Below are 19445 nucleotides of genomic sequence, written 5' to 3'. Positions count from 1 at the left end.
CCTTGTTATTTGCTTTGCTAAAGAAAACCTCACTTTTAGCATCTGCTCCTGTGGTTGGCGTGACGATCAAATCCGAAGATTACAGGGCACTTCAGGTCTTCTTTCGCTATCCTCTTGTTCCTATAAAAAATTCTATATCCCCACTACACATCATCATAACTTCAGTTAAACTCAGCAGATAAAACTAGAAAATTCTGTATGTACATGCCTTATGAAGCAAAAACAAATACTTTGTGTTGAAGATGAAGCCGCCATCGTCCTGCCCCTGCGTTACGCACTTGAGCGTGAAGGCTGGTCCGTCAGTTGGGCCAATACAGGGACACAAGCATTACAATTACTGACGCAACAATCCTTTGATTTTATTATTTTAGATGTCGGACTTCCTGACCTAAATGGCTTTGAAGTTTGCAAACAGCTGCGTCAAAAAGATCAAACACCTTTACTGTTTTTAACAGCCCGTGATGATGAAATTGATCGAGTGGTGGGTCTCGAAATTGGTGCAGATGATTATTGCAGTAAACCCTTTAGCGCACGTGAAATTGTGGCCAGAATCAAAGCCATTTGGCGCAGAATGGAGGTTCAGGCACAGCCAGCTACGGTGCCAACTGCCGTGCCTGCAATGGAGATTATATTGCAATCAGCTACATGGTCATGTAACCCTCAATCCTTGCAGATTCATTATCATGGACAACCACTACAACTGACTCGTTATGAATACCGCCTCTTATTTTTACTGATTCAGCACCCAGAACAAGTCTTTAGTCGCCAGCAACTGATGGATCATATTTGGGAACATCCAGAGCATAGTTTGGAACGTACTGTCGATACCCATATCAAAAGTTTAAGACAGAAACTCAAACAGGTTACCCCAAATGATGACCCGATTCGCACCCATCGTGGATTTGGCTATAGTCTGGGGCAAAGTTAATTACACACTGCAATCCTGCTTATTCATTTTGATTTGAGTTGCTTCAGTATTGTCTGAATAATAGTACTGCAGCTTGACTTGAGCTCCTTTTTCTAAAAGCTCTTTCATCTTAGAATCGGCGCAAACACCCTTTATAATATTTGGTACTGCATTGGTTTCGATCCAATTTGAGGATAGATCGTCTGCTGTAAAATGAATTAATCGATAAACAAAAGTCAGCTCTTTATCTTTCGCGATTACATTTTCTAGACTTGTTTCTCTATCTAATTTAATTGGTAGTTTCTTATTCATTATGTTTGCCCCTAAAGTTAGTTGCAAAGCTAAATCATCTTTAATCCCTTTTTCACAGAAATTCTTGGGTGCTTCAATAAAGTATTCCTCAGTAATATAAAGCTTATTATCAGGTTTTCTAGTGACGACCATATAATAATCTTTATCTGAGTAGCAATCTTTATTATTATATTTTGTCGCTGATATTTTTGCAGAGTTGGCATTTCTAATAATTTTCACATTACTAAAATTGGTTTGGTATGCTATATTTTTTAAAACATCGATATTTTCATTTACCAATTCCTTTAATTTCTTGCCAGACATACTTGTCGTTCGCTCAATTCCATCAGATGAGATCTGTTTAGAATGAATTTTTGCATCATCTGCATACATATCTAAACCTTCAGGATCAACAGCATTGGATAATTGTTCATATTTTTTCAAGAACATCATATATTCTTGATCAGGATTTATAGCATAACTCTTAGACACCACAAATAGACTTAAAATAATCATTATTCTTTTCAAAATAGTTCCCTTAATATTATGATTAATAAATTGATAATCATAATATTCAAATTCTATTTTTTCAATTTCTACTTACTATTTTTTTGTATTGTGATTAAACTAAATCAGAACAATTAAAATTCCATTTCTGATTATGTCGATCTTTGTCCGTATCTGGTTTTTCTTTAGCTTGGTGGTGGTTCTCAGTCTAGGCTTTATCGCCTATACCCTGACTCAGCAAGTCAAGCCCAATGTCCGACAAGTGGTTGAAGATACCCTCGCTGAAAATGCCAATATCATTGCCCAATTGATTGCAGAAGATGTCTATGAACATCAGGTTGATACGCCAGAATTTGATCAAAAAATTCAGGCAGCTTTATCTCGTCAACTGAATGCCACCATTTGGCAGCATCGCAAAGAACAGATTAACCAGCAACTGTACATTACCGATCCCAAGGGCATCGTGATTTATGATTCTGAAGGGCAAGCTGTTGGGCAAGACTATTCCAGATGGAATGATGTCTACTTAACACTGCGTGGTAAATACGGCGCACGCTCAACTGCAACCAATCCCTATGATCGCAACAGCAGCATCATGCATATTGCAGCGCCGATTATTTACCAACAGCAATTGCTCGGTGTGGTCAGTATTGGTAAACCCAATCAGTCGGTACAACCCTATATCGAACGTGCTGAGCAGCAACTGATTTATCAAGCCCTCTGGATTGCAGCACTCAGCCTGCTCTTGGCCAGTATGGTGGCCTATTGGCTCAGACATAGTATTGATCGGGTTCGACGCTATGCACAGGCGTTGGCACCAGTGAATCAAGCACCGTTCTTTTACTCCGCCAAAGAACTCAACCAAGTGACTCAGGCACTGAGTGAAATGCGGGAAAAATTGGAAGACCGTGGCTATGTGGAGAACTATGTCAATACATTGACCCATGAACTCAAAAGCCCGCTCACCGCCATTCAAGCCAGTGCTGAACTATTACAAGATGATATCCCTCTAGCTGATCAGCAACAGTTTGCCCATCATATCATCCAGCAAAGCCAGCGTTTGCAATCCTTGATTGAACGAATGTTGTTATTAACACGGCTCGAAAAAAATCAACATGTTTTAGAGTTTCAAAACTTAGACCTAAACGAGCTCATTCAACAATGTTTTCAGCAACAACATAGTGCTTTGCAGCTGAAACAGATCCAAACACGGCTTGATCTCCCCCAACACTGTGCAATCCACGCCGATCCATTTTGGCTGAAACAAGCGCTGAATAATCTCTTAGATAACGCCAGAGATTTCTGCCCACCACTGGGAAAAATCGCAGTTCAAGTTCAGCAAGACCCAACCCATCAAAGCATCACTTTGTTGTTTTTTAATGAGGGTGAAGCCATTCCTGAGTATGCCTTAAACCGTGTATTTGAGACTTATTTTTCTCTACCGCGTCCGCATAATCAGCAACGCAGTACCGGCATTGGGCTTAGTATCGTCAAACAGATTATTCAGCAGCACCACGGTCGGATTAGTATCCAGAATATTCAGGCAAATCGCCTCGACTTCTTAGCAACACATCAATCTGGTGTGCTCTTGACCCTCACACTTCACACAAACTTCACTTGAGCTTCAAAGCAAACGCATCTGAAGCGCATATGCCTTGTAGATACTGGTCAGATCATAATGACCATGGAATTTCACATGCGCCGCAATTTTATCAGTCTTAAAATCGGAGCCATTCTGTTCCTGATTCTAATCTTTTATATCGGTTTATTTTTTATTTCGGGCTTGGTCTCTGAACGTCAAAGCTACCAACAGCAAGTCCTTCATGACATCGCCAATGAACAAATTCGCCCACAACAAATCATCGCACCTTATTTAAAACTGCCCTACCAAGTGCAAACCACCTGCACCGATGAACAGAAAAAAAGTTATCCCTGTACACAAATCCTATTTGTCGCTATCGGGGCTGAAACGACCGACTGGAATGCACAATTTAAGGTTTCGGACAGCACTTATAAGCGCAATATCTATAAAGCCATTAGCTATCAAAATTCGATGTCTGGCAAAGGCCTATTTAAAGCGGTGAATAATGAAGAAAAACGTGATTATTTGTGGGAACAGGCTGAAATTATTTTTCCGATCCAAGATGCGCGTGGGCTGAATGCCAAACCAATCTTCAATATTGATGGTAAGCCCTATAAATTCGACTTTTCAGAACAAAGCCAAGGACAACGCGGTTTTGACCTGATGCATCTGACAGCGAAGCAGTACCCTGAACTGGTACAAAAATTCCAACAGGGTTTTAAGTTTGGCCTGCAGTTCGAGCTTGAAGGACTCAGTGAGTTCAGTTTTATTCCCACCAGTTATGAAATGACCTATCAAGCCACGGGCAACTGGGGCGATGTTAAATATGATGGGCAAAGCCTACCCTTTAAAAAAGCCAGTGAAAAACGCCAATTTCAGGCAAACTGGAAAAATATCGCACTGGGTAAACGTAATTTAGAAAATGTGTCGCTGTGCGAAAATAGCCAGTGCTTCTATCAGGTCTTAAATGCAGAAAATGCACCCGCAGAAGCCGCTTACGATAGCCGCACCCCATCCAATATTTCAGGCATTTCGACGCAATTCCTAGAGCCTGTCAATATCTATACCCAAACTGATCGTGCCATAAAATATGGCATCATGGTCATCATCATTACCTTTGGTTGCTTCTTCCTATTTGAAGTTTTAAAACAACTTAAAATCCATCCTGTGCAATATGCCTTGGTGGCGATGGCACAAGGCGTGTTCTTCGTGCTACTGCTTTCAATCAGTGAATATTATGCCTTTGCATTGGCTTATTTGGTTGCGGCCTGCGCCTGCGTCGGTCTGATTACGTGGTACTTATACTTCGTCGTGAAAGGGATTAAGCCTGCGCTGTTATTCGGGATTCTACTTGGTGTGCTCTACAGCATGATGTATCTATTACTACAATCCAGTGGCAAGACCTTCTTATTCGGTTCGATCCTGTCCTTTATTCTAATTGCCTGTGTCATGTTCATCACCCGTCATGTCAATTGGTACCAATCCGAACAACACAGCCAATAAAAAAATATAAGGGTGAAGTGTAATGTCTTCGCCCCTTTTCACTACATTGATCAGGAATAAAACCATGTACCAAACGACTTATTTAGCCTTAAAGCAACTTAAACAGCTATGCCCTTTACATAGCTCGATTGCAAGCTGTCTGAATCAATTGCGACAAGCCAAAATCCAGTTTTTAAATCTGGGAAATGTGATTATCTGCCCACAACAAGGCTGTATTTTATTTTTCCAGCAGCGCAACTTAATGGAAATAGAAAGTTTTTTAGCCTAATTTATAGAAAATTACATTGCTGTCGAATTGCATCAAGTACAATCGCTACTCTACTTTTTCGATTAGGGAATCACTATGTCTGTGCAACGCCTTCATGTCACATCACGTTATTGCGAAGTTGCCATTGCGGGAAATCTTGTTCATTTAGCAGGCCAGTTAGCGGACGATACCAGCGTTGATGTAACGGCACAGACACAGCAGACTCTAGACAATATTGACCGTTTATTGGCAGAAGCAGGCACCGATAAAACCCATATTTTATCGGTCATTATCTTTTTAAAAGACATTGAAAAAGATTATGCCGCCATGAATGCAGTCTGGGATGCATGGATTGCAGCAGGTCATCCACCAGCACGAACCTGTGTCGAATCTAAACTCTATACACCGGATGTACTGGTTGAAATGACTGTCACTGCAGTTCTGCCTTAATAGGATTTCACCGCGAAATCATTATATTTCATCATGCGATCCACTTTCGGCATCGACATTGAGCTTGTAGTAGAAGCCGTTGAAACAGTCGCTGGTTCAAACAGATCTGGCACTAAATCTTCTCTGAGTTCTTGTTCAGTTGGAATGCTGCTATAACGCAGGACACGGTAGCCTGCCAATTCAAGCAGGCTGTCTTGATAGTGCTTTTGATGCAAACGATTGACATAAGATTCATCTGCAATCTCAATGACTGCAAGCACTTGATGTTGTTGATCTAAAACCACAAAATCAGCGACCAAACCTTGATACTTACGACGCGTATGGGCAAATTTGGTGGTGAGTAAGGCATCAAAAGATACATGCGCCAAAACAGTATGGCGTGGTAATACAGCTTGTAAACGCATGAGCGTAATTTGTTCTGCGATATTGAGAATACCACGACGTTTGAGTGGACTATCCTGACGCCTATTTTGTTGTAGGCGACGCAGCGCAAGCGCTGTGATCAACAGCAGCCCAACTATTGTTATAAAATAATACATTTCTAACCAATCCCTTTAGATTTTTTATAATCATTTTGGCTTTAAGCCAATTTTTTTAATCAAGAACAGCGATAGCAAAATCATTTTGCAGTGCAAACTTAAGTTTTTTAATCGTGTTTTCCTAGACGACCTAAGTCGTAAAAGCCCTCTGCTCTTTATTTATAATCATTCGCTATTCAATATTCAAGTCGTTATTGTCAGTTTATGTTTCTACACCCCATAGTTTTGCGGTGAATTTGCGACCATTCGTCATTTACATAAAAACAAGGCATGGGAGATCCCATGCCTTGTGACGGATCTCGAATTAACGATGTCCTTTGGCTTTCGGTTTTGCTTTGCCTGAAAACGGTCTTTTCTCACCCGTTTCGCGAGGCGGTAAACCATTGTGTTGGGTCAATAGCTGTCCTTTTTGTGGACGCTGTTGACCTGACGATGAACGAGATTGCCCTTGACCACGTTTGGCAGAATCCCCTGCGACAGACGAGTTCTTTTTACGTGCCGATTTATATTCACCCTCAGCGGTACCCTGCGGCTGATAAGTCGGAATCAAATGCTGTTTTGAATTTCCGATTAAATCTACACGCCCCATCTCTTTCAAGGCTTCACGCAACAAAGGCCAGTTATTTGGATCATGGTAACGCAAGAATGCCTTGTGCAGACGGCGACGTTTTTCACCTTTCACAATATCGACATTTTCAGTATAGCGCGCCACTTTAGACAGTGGATTCTTACCTGAATAATACATGGTGGTCGCAGTGGCCATTGGCGATGGATAGAAGGTCTGTACCTGATCGGCACGGAAACCATTTTTCTTTAACCAGATCGCCAAGTTCATCATGTCATAATCAGTCGTGCCCGGATGCGCAGCAATAAAGTAAGGAATTAAATATTGTTCCTTCCCTGCTTCCTTACTGAAACGCTCAAACATTTGTTTAAAGCGATCATAAGTCCCGATCCCTGGTTTCATCATCTTCGATAATGGACCATTTTCGGTATGCTCAGGCGCAATTTTCAGGTAGCCACCCACATGGTGTTGTACCAATTCTTTGACATATTCAGGGTTCAATACTGCCAAGTCATAACGCAAACCCGAACCAATCAGAATCTTCTTCACCCCTTTGATTTCACGGGCTTTCCGATAAAGCTGAACCAAAGGTGCGTGGTCGGTATGTAAATTCTGACAAACACCTGGGTACACACACGATGGTTTACGACAGTTCTTTTCAATTTCAGGATCGTTACAGTGCAAACGATACATGTTGGCGGTAGGACCACCTAAGTCTGAAATAATTCCGGTGAAATTCGGTGCCGTGTCACGGATCTTTTCAATTTCACGTAAAATTGAATCTTCAGAACGGTTTTGAATAATACGGCCTTCATGTTCAGTGATCGAACAGAAAGTACAACCACCGAAACAGCCACGCATGATATTGACCGAGAATTTGATCATATCAAAGGCAGGGAAACGCGCATTCTCATAGGTCGGATGGGGCAAACGTGCATAAGGTAGATCAAACACATAATCCATTTCCTCCGTAGTCAAAGGAATTGGCGGTGGGTTGATCCATACATCACGTTCGCCATGACGCTGCACCAAGGCACGCGCATTACCTGGATTGGTTTCCAGATGCAAAATACGGTTAGCGTGCGCATATAACACATGATCATCAGCCACCTCTTCAAAAGAAGGCAAACGAATCACGGCCAATTCACGTGGCGGCAATTTATGTTTAATCGCTTTTGATGGCGCAGGCTTTAACTGCACAATTTGGGTATCAGGATCGAGCTGATCACCTTCACGAACGATTGGATTAGCAACCACTTCTTTTTGGAAATTTTGATACTGCGCTAATGAGTTGCCTTTTTCTTTTTCAACTTCACAGCCATCAATATCTTCAGTCATGACATAGGGGTTGATAATCGGATCAACACGTCCAATGGTATCAATGTCATTACTGGCAATTTCAACGAATTTCGCTTTCGATGCTTTATTGTGTTTATTAATAATAAATGCGGTACCACGAACATCCGTAATCTCGTGGATTTTCTCACCCTTGGCTAAACGATGCATCACGTCGATAATCGCACGCTCACCATTGCCATACATCAATAAATCAGCTTTTGAGTCCATCAAAATAGAACGGCGGACTTTGTCTGACCAATAGTCATAATGTGCAATACGACGCAAGCTGCCTTCAATCCCACCAAGCAAGACTGGCACATCTGGGAAAGCCTCACGACAACGTTGACAGTAAACCGTTGCTGCACGGTCTGGGCGTTTATTCGGTTCATTGTTTGGCGAATAGGCATCATCCGAACGAATTTTACGATCCGCCGTATAACGGTTGATCATTGAATCCATATTGCCTGCTGTCACACCCCATGCAATGGTTGGCTTACCCAGAACACGGAAGCTCTCGACATTGGTCCAGTCGGGCTGTGCAATAATCCCAACACGAAAACCTTGCGCCTCAAGTACACGTCCAATCACACCCGAGACAAAAGATGGATGGTCGATATAGGCATCACCACACACCAAAATAAAGTCACATGCATCCCAGCCGAGCAGATCCATTTCTTCTCGTGACATCGGCAAAAATGGTGCGGGTTCAAAACACGACGCCCAATATTTGTCGTAATCAAACAGCGCTTTTGGCGCGGTCTGCATGGTGTAGGCAGTAGACATGGCTTGCGAATCTCGGCTAGCAAATGGAGGAGAGACATCTATAGGGGTTGGCGGTATTTTAACCCCTAAAATGAAAGCCGATCATTTTAACATGAATTTCATTCATTTTTATAGATCAAAAAACAAACAGTGATATTTCCCCAAAAAGTATTTGTAACTGATTGAGGAAATAATGTCATAACATATTGATAATTATTATTCTTCGTTCAAAAAGCCTTCTTTGATTTCAGTAGGCAAATCTTGATGCCACCAAGTATAAATAGAAGCTTTAATTTCTTCATCTTCATCAGGATCGTTATATGGTTCGTCATCCTCACGAATGAGTTCATCACCATGAAATTTAAACCAAAACTCCCATGGATCATCATCACCACAACCCCACGCTTGCGCATGAATATCTGGCAATAAATATTTTAAAAACAATAGAATATTTTCAATATTTTCATCACCATTTGAGCCATGGGTAAAATCTAGTACAGCAAACCCATCAACATAGTGCAGTGTCTCTGGCCTAAGATCATGTTCAATCGAATCGATCAAATCAACCAGCTCTTGAGTAATCTCATCTGCTTGCGGATTAATGAGTAAAGCTGTCTGAATGAACTTTTCTTCATCTCCATGATGTGTTGTAAATAAAACTTCTAATTGCCTCATGATTGTTGAATCAGGATGTTTATAATAAACGCGACTATGTAATTCCATATTATTTTCCCCAATTTTAATATTATCTCGACACCCAAATAGGTGCTTATTTAAGTTACTAAATCTTCACAACTTTTATCAAGTTTAGGCGACTTTATTTGTCGTTTTATTTTAGTTTTTCGGCTTCATCGACAAAGATTTCAAGCGCAATGCTAAGAAAAGCCCAAGAGCTAAAACCACCGCCACCATAAGATTTATCCCCGTCCAGCCATAGTTCTCCCAGACCAATCCTCCACTACTGCCCAATAAGCTCGAGCCCATGTAATAGCAGAATAAATACAGAGAGGAAGCCACTGCACGATACTGCACTGCTTGGACCGAGACCCAACTACTTGCAGTCGAATGTGCTGCAAAAAATGAAAAAGTAAAAATGATGAGGCCCAGTAGGATGGTCCAAAGCGATGGAATCAAGGTAATCAATAAACCGATCATCATCATCACCAGTAACACAGGCAGTACTTTATCGCGCCCATACTTAAAGCCCCATTGTGCGGCTTTGGGTGAACTATAAATTCCCGCCAAATAGGCAATTGAAATCAAACCAATCCATGTTTGCGATAAATGAAATGGGGCTTCTAATAAGTGGTAACTGATATAGTTGAACACCGTCACCAGACAACCCATCAAAATAAAGCCTTGGGCAAATAAAATGCGTAGTTTCGGGTCTTTTAGATTTTGCTCAAATGCAGCTTTAAAACGTGAAAATCGGAACGGAAACGGTTTGAAATGCTGCGATTTAGGCAATAGTACATAGAATAAACAGGCAATCACCAAATTCAGAAAGCCAATAATATAGGTTGCCGATTGCCACGAAATAAAATCAACCAACACACCTGCAATCAGACGTCCCCCCATACCACCAATGGCTGTACCTGAGATATATAGCCCCATCGCAAAACCGATATCCTTCTGTGCAATCTCCTCTCCGATATAGGTCATTGCCACAGCGGCAACCCCACTGACCGCTAAGCCAATCAAAACACGGGTACCCAGAAAGATTTCCCAGATGGGAAAAGAAGCACTGATCAGTAATAAAATCGAGACCAGCAATAAGGCACATACCATAATGGGTTTACGCCCAAAACGATCTGAAATAAAACCCGTGAACAGCAAGCCAATCGCCAGTGCGATGGTGGAAAAGGATAAGGGGAAACTACTGTGGGTCGGGCTGACATGAAAGAAATGTGCAAAAATCGGCATCATTGGCTGTACACAGTACAGCGATGAAAACGACGCAAAACCTGCAAAGAACAATGACCATAAAATCGCAGTAAACGATTTTGAACCATACTCGATATGGGTTGGGCGCAGCACTGATTCAGACATGAGGACTCCTTATGCCCGACCAGTATACGCCCTCAGCCAAAATGCGGAATGATCATTTCGGCCATTTTTATCAAATGTTTAAAATAATGCTTTAGGCAAACGGATCTGAATGATCTCATTATCATCGGCGAGTTTGGCATTGCGTCCTGATGAACCAGGGAAATTATTATCATTCAATACCGTCAAAGTCGTGCCATTTTCGATAATCACATCTTCAATGGTTTCAAATGGGAAAGCAAACACCTTGTCTGTCCCTATATCCCCTTCCCGTGCTGTACCGTATAACTCATGAGGATTGGCAATCTTGATTAAATCGACCAAGTCTTCGCGTGCCACCACCTGCTTCGGTTCATTGAATTTGACCCGAATCAGTTTCTTATGCCCGCCAAGATTATTTTGGCTGACATCGCGCTCAATAATGATGCCTTCTTTATCATTAAACAGCTGGAAATCGCCAATATTGGTGGCTTTACTGTCCAGTACAAACCAATAATAAATTCCCGTATAAGCTTTTTTCTGCAGATCAAACTGAGAAATTAACAGCCTTCCTGTCGCATCATTGACGAGTGGCTTTTCCAGTAATGGATACAGGTATTTGCCATCAGGTGAAATCGCCATGCCTTCAAAACCACTACTGCGCCCAACTAAAGGTTCAACATAATTGATATTGGCTTTGTTTAACTGATTTTGTGGTGAACGTAATTCTTGAGCTGGATTAAATGGATTGGGCAAAGCAATCGGTGCATCGAGCAACACGCCCTCTGCAGAAAAATGCAATAAAAATGGGCCAAATTCATCACCAATCCAATAGGTACCATCTGGCGCACGCTGCATCGATTCAGGATCAAAGTCAGCCCCTGTCAATAAACGTTCTGGCGTATTGCCATTCACTATCTCAAAAGGAATTCGTTTATTCGGATCTCGTAATTGGATGAAGCTTTGTACTTGTACCTGTCCTGTGCCTTTGCTCTTGGTTTTAAAATCAGCTTTGATTTTATAAATGCGTAATAAGAAATCAGCTGAATTATCTTGTGTGCCAAAACCATTATCGGCCATGGCCATATAACTGCCATCCTGATTTTTTAAGGCAGCAGAAAAACCCTGTACAGGTTGTCCTTTAAAAGGTGGATAGATGCCATTGGCACCACTCACCGCTTTGCCTGAATCTGGCCCAGCGGCATAGGTTGCGACAGGAAGCTTGGCGAATGAAATCAGTGTTGGTTCGGTGACTTTTTCAAGCGTTGTATTGTGGTCTTGATTATTGTCATCATCATTACAGGCAGTTAAACCCAAAGCGCTACAACAGAAAAGCGCCAATACAGTTTTCTTGTTCATGGTTTTATACATTTGGTAAAAAATTAGGCAAATTAAAACAAGTTTTTATGACGCTTTTACTGCAATAACATGAAGTCTTTATGGCGAAAAGATGACAATGTAACGCAATGCATTTTTATCTATCACTGCACTGCCATCGCTTCGATCTTAATCAAGTTTGGTCGGCTGATATTCGCCCGTAATCGCTGCTTTTAAAAACTTTTGAAAGGTTGGACACTGCATATGATTCTCTGCTGGACACACGGCAGCATGTCTCAGTCCCTCGCTAATAAAGTGCAAACGTCGGGTCATCTGCTCTAGTTGCTCTGCTTTCTGATTGAGCATGGCTCGATCCAATTCAGGCTGACCATTTTCTCCAAACATATGTGCAATTTCAGTTAAGGAAAAACCTGCCGCCCGCCCCAAAGCAATTAATGCTAGTTGATCTAACACTTGTTTACCGTATTGTCGGCGTAAGCCATGACGACCAATCGATTTAATTAAGCCTTTTTCTTCGTAAAAGCGTAAGGTTGAGGTGCTCACATTGGCCCGTTTAGCCACTTCTCCAATATCCATAAATCCCCCTTGACTTCAAGTTGACTTGAACTTGCACACTCTCTTTATCGCGTTTTATACAAAAAAGATCAAGGTGAAAAAATGGGAACTGCGGAACTGTTATTTCAAATCCTGTGCTTAGGTATCGGTGCCACACTGATGATGGATATTTGGCTTTTTATCTTAAAAAAATTCAATCAGCCCATCTTAAATTTTACTCTGCTGGGGCGCTGGATGGGCTGGATGTTTCGGGGCAAGTTCATCCATGCATCGATTGCGCAAAGTCCTACTATTCGACATGAATATGCCTTGGGTTGGCTGGCACATTACAGTGTCGGTATCCTCTTTGCCTTCAGCTTTGTTCTGATGATAGGAGAAACATGGTTATTGCAACCACAGTTCACCTCTGCCTTTATTTTCGGGGTGATCACAGTGCTCATTCCATTTTTCATCATGCAACCGGCTATGGGGACAGGCATTGCCTCCGCTAAAACGGCACAACCTTTACGCAACTGTCTACGAAGTCTGATTAACCACGCTATTTTCGGCTGCGGTTTATATCTCAGCGCCCAATTGCTTGCATTGTTCCAATAAGGAGCCAAACCATGAAATCCATTGCCATTATTTATCATAGCCGTCAGGGCCATACCCAGTTTATTGCCCAACAAATTCAACTCGGTGCAGCTCAAGTTGAGCAGATTAAAATTGATTTATTCACCGCTGAGCAGTTAATGTCTCAACCCGAGCAACTCTGTCTCTATGATGGACTGATTTGGGGTTCACCAACCTATCTCGGTGGGGTTTCTGGCACATTCAAACAACTAATGGATAACACCGGACCTTTATGGAAGAAGCAGGCATTTAAAGGAAAATTAGCCGCAGGATTTACGGTTTCCTCACTGCCCGAAGGGGATAAACAATCCACTCTGATTTCACTTTTCACCTTTTCGATGCAACACGGTATGATATGGATCGGCAATCCTATTTTACCTGAGCAGCATCAAGGTGTTCCGTATACACAAGCCGCCAATCGTCTCGGGTCTTGGTCTGGACTAATGGCACACGCCGAACATGCCAGTGCTGCCGATGCTTTTGATGTTGGCGATATTAAAACCGCTCAGTTATTTGGACAAAATTTTGCATTCAGCTTAAATGCATATCAAGGAACATGATCAAGTGAAAGCAGCAAGTTTATTATTTCCACTCATTCTCTCCTGCATGATGTCTTTTTTAATCTCAGGCATCACCACATTGAAGGCAGTTGGCTTCATCGATCACTTCTTTTCGATGTGGATGTCAGCATGGATTGTGGCGTGGATGTTTGCCTTTCCTAGCGTATTGGTCTGTGCGCCAATTGCACAGAGGTTGGTCGGCTGGATTCTCAAGAAACGTTAATTTTCACTTTGTAAGTAAAAGCCTACAGTGACTGTGGTGATTGGCGAATATACCTGATGAGATCAATTTACTAACATATTAATCATAGAGAGACAGGATGTCTCATTCAGAACAACAAGACACACAGGACGTGGTCGTTGACAGGAGTTAACGGCAACAAACCAAATATGAAAAAGCCTCGACAGGATGTCGGGGCTTTTTTATGCAACAAAATATCTAAAACTAAACGATTTTCCCCTACAGATTGCATTGACTGCCACCGACTTGCTCCCTACCATCCGCATGTTTTATAAATGACGGTCGAATTGTTTCACGATGATAATTTACAAGAAATTTTCTTTTTCCCGCTTTCAAATCTCTTTTGCCAAATTAGGTGTCATTCTTTTCAGTACTCACCTCACCGTAGCTTGTACCAGTACCAAAGGACCGAGTATTAACCACTCGCAAAAACTTGCTTCAGGCATTCAAAGCGCTTTTTCAGTTTCTCCAACAACTGCAAATCGTGTTGCTCCCATCATTCTACAAACTGCTGAGCGCCATAATATCTCACCACATTTATTGGTTGCGCTGATCCGTCAAGAATCGAGCTATAGAACTCGTGCTCGGTCTTCAGCAGATGCGGTCGGTTTAACCCAAGTACGCCCAAAATTCTGGCAACCGTTCTGCCCTGGTGATTTATATGATGAACACGTCAACATCAATTGTGGTGCCTACATTTTAGCGAACTACTATCAATCCACAGGTGATTGGTCAAAAGCCCTCGGTTATTACAATGTTGGACCCACAGGTTATCGAAGAAGTCCTTATATGCGTCAGCAAGCTGAACGCTATGCCAACTCAGTTAAACGCCATGAACAAAGCTTAAAAGAAGCACTATAAACACTTGTTGTCAGTCAAAACCTACAGAAATTGTGGTGATTGGCGAATATCGAAGATGATATAACTCCCCTAATCTATAAATCATAAAGAGACAGGATGTTTCATTCAGAATAATAAGACACACAGGATGTGGTCGTTGACAGGAGTTGACGGCAATAAACCAAATATGAGAAAGCCTTGACAGGATGTCGGGGCTTTTTTATGACTCACTCAAGTCCCATTACCGTAAAATAACTCCTATTGACTCACCTAAACTGAGTGCATACCATCCTTATACTTCTGTTTGGTATCGGGTTCTGATTTTGCACATCACATCAACTTCTTCTGATCAACATACGACCTTCAAACCGTTTGCCTCAACCATTATAAAGATCAGTCTTGTTGTGCTTGCAATCAGTCTATCTGCCTGTAGCAGTTTAAGCGGATCCTTTGCCAATCGCTCAAATCAACTTTCCTCAGGCTTGCAAAACGCCTATTCGGTTTCCCCAACTACAGCCAATCGCTTATCGCCAATGATCATTCAAAGTGCCGAGCGTTATGATGTCTCTCCAACTTTACTTGCCGCCCTGATCCGCCAAGAATCGAATTACAACAGCTCCGCACGTTCACCAACAGGTGCAATCGGTTTAACCCAGATTATTTCCAGCCATTGGCGTCAGTCTTGCCCTGGTAATCTTTATGATGAGAGTGTCAATATTAACTGTGGTGCACATGTGCTCTCGACCTACTATCGATCTGCTGGCAGTTGGTCTAAAGCGGTGGCTTATTACAATGTCGGACCAACAGGCTACGAACGCAGTTTCTGGACACGTCATAAAGCCAAAAAATATGCACGTTCAGTCAAACGTCATGAAAAGACCTTAAAGAAAGCGCTTTAAAATCAATAAAAAACCATGCCTCAAGCATGGTTTTTTATTGGCTGAATAACGAAATTAAACTTCGTCAAACAAACCTTCAAATAAGACTGAAGATAAATAACGCTCACCACTATCTGGCAAGATCACCACAACAGTTTTGCCTGCATTTTCAGGACGTTCTGCAATTTGTGCTGCTGCTGCCAATGCCGCACCACTCGAAATACCGACCAAGATCCCTTCCTGAGTTGCACACTTTCTTGCCCACTCAATGGCATCTGTGCTATTCACGGGTAAAACTTCATCAACGAGATCTAGGTCCAAGTTTTTAGGAATAAAATTCGCACCAATTCCCTGAATTTTGTGTGGTGCAGGTGTAATGCTTTCACCGCGTTTAGCTTGCGTGATGATTGGTGATTCTGCAGGTTCAACCGCAACTGAATAAAGTGCCTTATTCTGAACTTGTTCAAAATAACGTGAAATCCCAGTAATCGTTCCACCCGTTCCCACGCCAGCAACCAAAATATCCACTTGACCATTGGTGGCCTGCCAAATTTCAGGGCCAGTGGTGTCTGTATGAATTTGTGGATTGGCAGGATTCTCAAACTGTTGAGGTAAGAAGTATTGTTCTGGATTTTCAGTGGCCAAACGAACAGCCTCATCAACTGCACCTTTCATACCTTTAGCAGGATCGGTCAGCACAAGATCTGCACCTAAAGCTTTTAGTACTTTTCGACGCTCTAAGCTCATACTGGCTGGCATGGTTAAGGTAATCGGATAACCTTTTGCTGCTGCAACGAATGCCAAAGCAATGCCTGTATTACCACTGGTTGGCTCAACAATCTGCATGCCTGCTTTCAGTACACCACGTTTTTCCGCATCTGCAATCAACGCTGCGCCAATACGACATTTCACGGAGAATGCTGGATTACGGCTTTCTACTTTTGCCAGTACCGTTGCACCTGTTTTGATGAGGCGATTGATCCGAACTAAAGGCGTGTTACCAATCGCTTCGGCATTATTTGAATACACTGCGATACCGAGGTTCGCAGGCGCTGGAAATTGTTGATCGGTTGCCATAGACATTTCCTTCAATCATTATTTATGATTAGTTTTTAAAAATATACCGACAATAACCTTACAGCGGAAACAGAAAAAAGTAAAATCATACAAGTTTTTCTCTTTGAGATCATTTATATCCATTACTCATCTCAAAAATCAACAATGTCCACATATATACCATCTTCATTAATATACTTTTCAAATATGGGTGAATATTTTTTTATTGCATTCCTATTTTCCTGAATAAAATAAAATTTAGACTCATTATTATTTTTAAATTTCACTATAATCTCATTATTACTACCATTGGAGAGCATATTATCCATAGAATACAACAATGGTTTTCCTCTATAGTCATGGCTATAAATAAGCAAACTCTTTATTTCACTACAGTCATAAACATTTTCATCAATCTTGATTTTACAAGTAGAAAAAACGATTGATCCACTACACCTCCCATGTAAATTCTGTATTTTTCCCTTTCGTCTAATTCCTCTGACCACATACCCAACAATAGCCAAAAGCACCAAAAAATTAAAAACATGAAGTAAATTGGAAGCATAGACTGACTTTATAGAAAACAAGATCCCTATAATTGTTAAACAACAAAAACCGAAAATCAGCAATACTTTATCTAATGTCATATTTTTTTCTTTATGTGGATAAAACACCTTTAAGTCAAAACACATAATTCACCTAAAATTTAGATCTCTGCGCTTAATTCTCATACCAAAAAATTAAAAACAACAATCCAACAACCAAAATAGCCATTGCTAGCCAAAAGATATTATTCACCCTCTTTTCTCTATTTAATCGATCCACATCCAGCATTAATGTCTCAGGATCAATACATAAAAGAAAGCTAAACAAAGAATCTATATGTGCCGAGGGATTCTTTTCCCTTAACTGCTGTAAAAAAACACTGAGCATGAATTCTTTATTTTTCAATGGATAGATTCTTAACATTGTGAAATCAGGTTCAAATAAATTGTATATTTTGACGTGATTACCCGTATTATTACAATTATAAAGAACAGAGAATATATAATTACCAGCCCTTGCGGGAATAATAGTTACATTGGTAACTTGATCAAATTCCAAGTATTCTTTGCTATTATCTAATAAGATAAATTCAATATAATCATCGTTTATTATGTAGTTTTTAACAGCCTTTTTTTGAGCTGCTCTGGGCTTAGAATAGAAAAATAGAATCAATAAAGGCGTGATAAAAGCGACTAAAAGCAACTTAATCCATTGATCTGCAATAAACTGATCCATATCCAGATGGCCTAGATCAATAATTTCATCTAAGAATACAAGTGCTAGAGATATGAAAATAAATAAGAGAAATAGCGCAAAAACCAACGTTAGATATTGAAAAATAGTCCTCCAAAAAGGAGCTACCTGACCATGAACAGGCAAATCATATTTAGAGCCATCTTTATTCGGAACGGTATCAATCATCTCAAACTGATTAAATTTATTGCTATTATTTGGATCGGTAGGTTTAACCTGATACTTTTTCCGCTTTTTAACTAATTTACGCATCTATACACAAATAAACTCTATTCTAAATATGCAAATGTTGCTTCATCATCATTACATATACAGCTCAAACTGCAAATATTTTTATCATTTTTAGTATTAATTCATGAACTCCATCGCCAGAAATCACTTACTCTCACTGAAGCGAAGAGTTTAGCCTATTTTTCCCTCTCATTTCTTTTTACACCACACAAAAAATCCCCCTTAACCATCAGGTGAAGGAATTTTGGTATTTTAATCCTAACGATGGCTTACACTCATATGGCAAGTATCACATTACCATCAGCGCTAAGAGGTTTCACTTCTGAGTTCGGGAAGGAATTAGGTGGTTTGCCCTTGTCCCCAGCAAATTATTATAGATACCTGCTTTGATCTTACCTCAGAGCAGTGCTCTTCATACCAAAGCCTTTTCCAGATGATGATTTATTTTTAAATAAACAAACTTTCATCAATGCTCATAAATCTTCCCAAGTAGCAATTAAGTCTTTTGCTGTAATAGACCAGACATTTTTCCCTACCCATTCAATATTATGGGTGAACATTTTCTCATTATGTCCATAACCACGCCATGGATCAAAAAATAAAAACTCATCGTAGCGCCACATAAAAGGATTTACTGAGATCTCTTTTTGATAAGGAATATTGAGTTCTAGCAAACCTTGATAAATCAATCTAAGTCGAAAAGGCTGTTCTTTATAATCTCTATGATCTTTTTTTATTAACGTGAGGATAAGACGAGCTGTTGCTTTTCCAAAATCAATGATCTCAATATCCTGTAACTCACAATAGTACGGAGCCGTTGAACCACTCCCACCCTGCCACTGCCCAGAAGCGATCAAGTCTAAGATGCTCGTTGGGAATTTATTTCGATTTTCCCTTAAATATTCGTTATAAGCTTCAAAAATATATTGAGAATTACCAATGTGATCTAACTGATCACTTAATTTATAAACCATATTTGCTCTTTTAGTGCTATTTGTTTTATATATGAGTGAAATATACCACCACTGTGCACAACATTTTTCCTATTTTCTTTTCTGCCCGCCATAAAAAACACCCCCTCAGCGTAAGCGGAGGGGGTGTTTAGTATTTAAAAGCTGG

General features: G+C 40.8%; 21 protein-coding genes. 10 read left to right on the top strand and 11 right to left on the bottom strand.

Translation table 11 applies throughout. The annotated features are described in order from the left end of the window. The first annotated feature begins 211 nt into the window (after positions 1-211). Complete coding sequence (gene creB, locus NG55_RS19595) at positions 212-928, top strand: two-component system response regulator CreB (RefSeq protein WP_065344188.1); 717 nt, start codon at positions 212-214, stop codon at positions 926-928. Here the strand turns inward: creB and NG55_RS19590 are convergent, their stop codons facing one another. After that, positions 929-1714, bottom strand: coding sequence for a hypothetical protein (locus tag NG55_RS19590; protein WP_081409020.1), 786 nt, complete (start codon positions 1712-1714; stop codon positions 929-931). A 145-nt stretch (positions 1715-1859) separates the two neighbouring features. Here NG55_RS19590 and creC point away from each other — a divergent pair, with 145 nt between their 5' ends. From creC to NG55_RS19570, 4 genes are all read left to right on the top strand, one after another. After that, positions 1860-3326, top strand: coding sequence for a two-component system sensor histidine kinase CreC (creC, locus tag NG55_RS19585; protein ID WP_065344186.1), 1467 nt, complete (start codon positions 1860-1862; stop codon positions 3324-3326). 75 nt (positions 3327-3401) lie between these two features. Further along, on the top strand, positions 3402-4790 hold the full coding sequence (creD, locus tag NG55_RS19580; protein ID WP_065344185.1) for a cell envelope integrity protein CreD: 1389 nt from the start codon (positions 3402-3404) through the stop codon (positions 4788-4790). Between the two features lie 64 nt (positions 4791-4854). After that, positions 4855-5058 (top strand): hypothetical protein, encoded by a 204-nt coding sequence (locus NG55_RS19575; RefSeq protein WP_016540771.1) that lies wholly within the window; start codon positions 4855-4857, stop codon positions 5056-5058. Between the two features lie 75 nt (positions 5059-5133). Then, positions 5134-5487: a RidA family protein gene (locus tag NG55_RS19570; protein ID WP_016540770.1), complete on the top strand. Its 354-nt coding sequence runs from the start codon at positions 5134-5136 to the stop codon at positions 5485-5487. On the opposite strand, the gene NG55_RS19565 is transcribed toward NG55_RS19570, so the two are convergent. From NG55_RS19565 to NG55_RS19540, 6 genes are all read right to left on the bottom strand, one after another. Beyond that, positions 5484-6026: a DUF2726 domain-containing protein gene (locus tag NG55_RS19565; RefSeq protein ID WP_016540769.1), complete on the bottom strand. Its 543-nt coding sequence runs from the start codon at positions 6024-6026 to the stop codon at positions 5484-5486. The genes NG55_RS19570 and NG55_RS19565 overlap by 4 nt on opposite strands. Before the next feature lie 304 nt (positions 6027-6330). Next, positions 6331-8712, bottom strand: coding sequence for a YgiQ family radical SAM protein (locus tag NG55_RS19560; protein WP_016540768.1), 2382 nt, complete (start codon positions 8710-8712; stop codon positions 6331-6333). A 195-nt stretch (positions 8713-8907) separates the two neighbouring features. After that, positions 8908-9414, bottom strand: coding sequence for a hypothetical protein (locus NG55_RS19555; protein ID WP_065344184.1), 507 nt, complete (start codon positions 9412-9414; stop codon positions 8908-8910). Positions 9415-9525: 111 nt separating this feature from the next. Continuing rightward, a complete protein-coding gene (locus NG55_RS19550; protein WP_065344183.1) occupies positions 9526-10740 on the bottom strand; it encodes an MFS transporter in 1215 nt (404 codons plus the stop codon). 78 nt (positions 10741-10818) lie between these two features. Beyond that, a complete protein-coding gene (locus tag NG55_RS19545; protein WP_171258013.1) occupies positions 10819-12075 on the bottom strand; it encodes an esterase-like activity of phytase family protein in 1257 nt (418 codons plus the stop codon). A 147-nt stretch (positions 12076-12222) separates the two neighbouring features. Beyond that, positions 12223-12630 carry a helix-turn-helix domain-containing protein gene (locus tag NG55_RS19540; protein WP_065344181.1) on the bottom strand — a complete coding sequence of 136 codons (408 nt, stop codon included), beginning with the start codon at positions 12628-12630 and terminating at the stop codon, positions 12223-12225. A gap of 81 nt (positions 12631-12711) precedes the next feature. Here NG55_RS19540 and NG55_RS19535 point away from each other — a divergent pair, with 81 nt between their 5' ends. From NG55_RS19535 to NG55_RS19515, 5 genes are all read left to right on the top strand, one after another. After that, positions 12712-13203 (top strand): DUF2938 domain-containing protein, encoded by a 492-nt coding sequence (locus NG55_RS19535; RefSeq protein WP_065344180.1) that lies wholly within the window; start codon positions 12712-12714, stop codon positions 13201-13203. Between the two features lie 11 nt (positions 13204-13214). Next, positions 13215-13781 (top strand): flavodoxin family protein, encoded by a 567-nt coding sequence (locus NG55_RS19530; RefSeq protein WP_065344179.1) that lies wholly within the window; start codon positions 13215-13217, stop codon positions 13779-13781. A 4-nt stretch (positions 13782-13785) separates the two neighbouring features. Further along, positions 13786-14004 carry a DUF2798 domain-containing protein gene (locus tag NG55_RS19525; RefSeq protein WP_016540761.1) on the top strand — a complete coding sequence of 73 codons (219 nt, stop codon included), beginning with the start codon at positions 13786-13788 and terminating at the stop codon, positions 14002-14004. Positions 14005-14319: 315 nt separating this feature from the next. Continuing rightward, entirely contained in the window at positions 14320-14883 is a 564-nt protein-coding gene (locus tag NG55_RS19520; protein ID WP_065344178.1) for a lytic transglycosylase domain-containing protein, read from the top strand. Between the two features lie 362 nt (positions 14884-15245). After that, positions 15246-15761, top strand: coding sequence for a lytic transglycosylase domain-containing protein (locus tag NG55_RS19515; RefSeq protein WP_141669914.1), 516 nt, complete (start codon positions 15246-15248; stop codon positions 15759-15761). Between the two features lie 54 nt (positions 15762-15815). On the opposite strand, the gene cysK is transcribed toward NG55_RS19515, so the two are convergent. The 4 genes from cysK to NG55_RS19495 all read right to left on the bottom strand — a co-directional run bounded on the left by cysK (position 15816) and on the right by NG55_RS19495 (position 19300). Continuing rightward, positions 15816-16817: a cysteine synthase A gene (gene cysK / locus NG55_RS19510; protein ID WP_065344177.1), complete on the bottom strand. Its 1002-nt coding sequence runs from the start codon at positions 16815-16817 to the stop codon at positions 15816-15818. Positions 16818-16948: 131 nt separating this feature from the next. Then, entirely contained in the window at positions 16949-17443 is a 495-nt protein-coding gene (locus tag NG55_RS19505) for a hypothetical protein (RefSeq protein ID WP_141669912.1), read from the bottom strand. A gap of 73 nt (positions 17444-17516) precedes the next feature. Further along, positions 17517-18347 carry a hypothetical protein gene (locus NG55_RS19500; protein WP_065344175.1) on the bottom strand — a complete coding sequence of 277 codons (831 nt, stop codon included), beginning with the start codon at positions 18345-18347 and terminating at the stop codon, positions 17517-17519. Positions 18348-18799: 452 nt separating this feature from the next. Further along, on the bottom strand, positions 18800-19300 hold the full coding sequence (locus NG55_RS19495; protein WP_065344174.1) for a hypothetical protein: 501 nt from the start codon (positions 19298-19300) through the stop codon (positions 18800-18802). Between the last annotated feature and the right edge of the window lie 145 nt (positions 19301-19445).

The organism is Acinetobacter gyllenbergii, from assembly GCF_001682515.1.
GTDB lineage: Bacteria > Pseudomonadota > Gammaproteobacteria > Pseudomonadales > Moraxellaceae > Acinetobacter > Acinetobacter gyllenbergii.
Note: the sequence above shows the minus strand (reverse complement) of the source record. Positions and strands in the feature narration are given on the sequence as shown.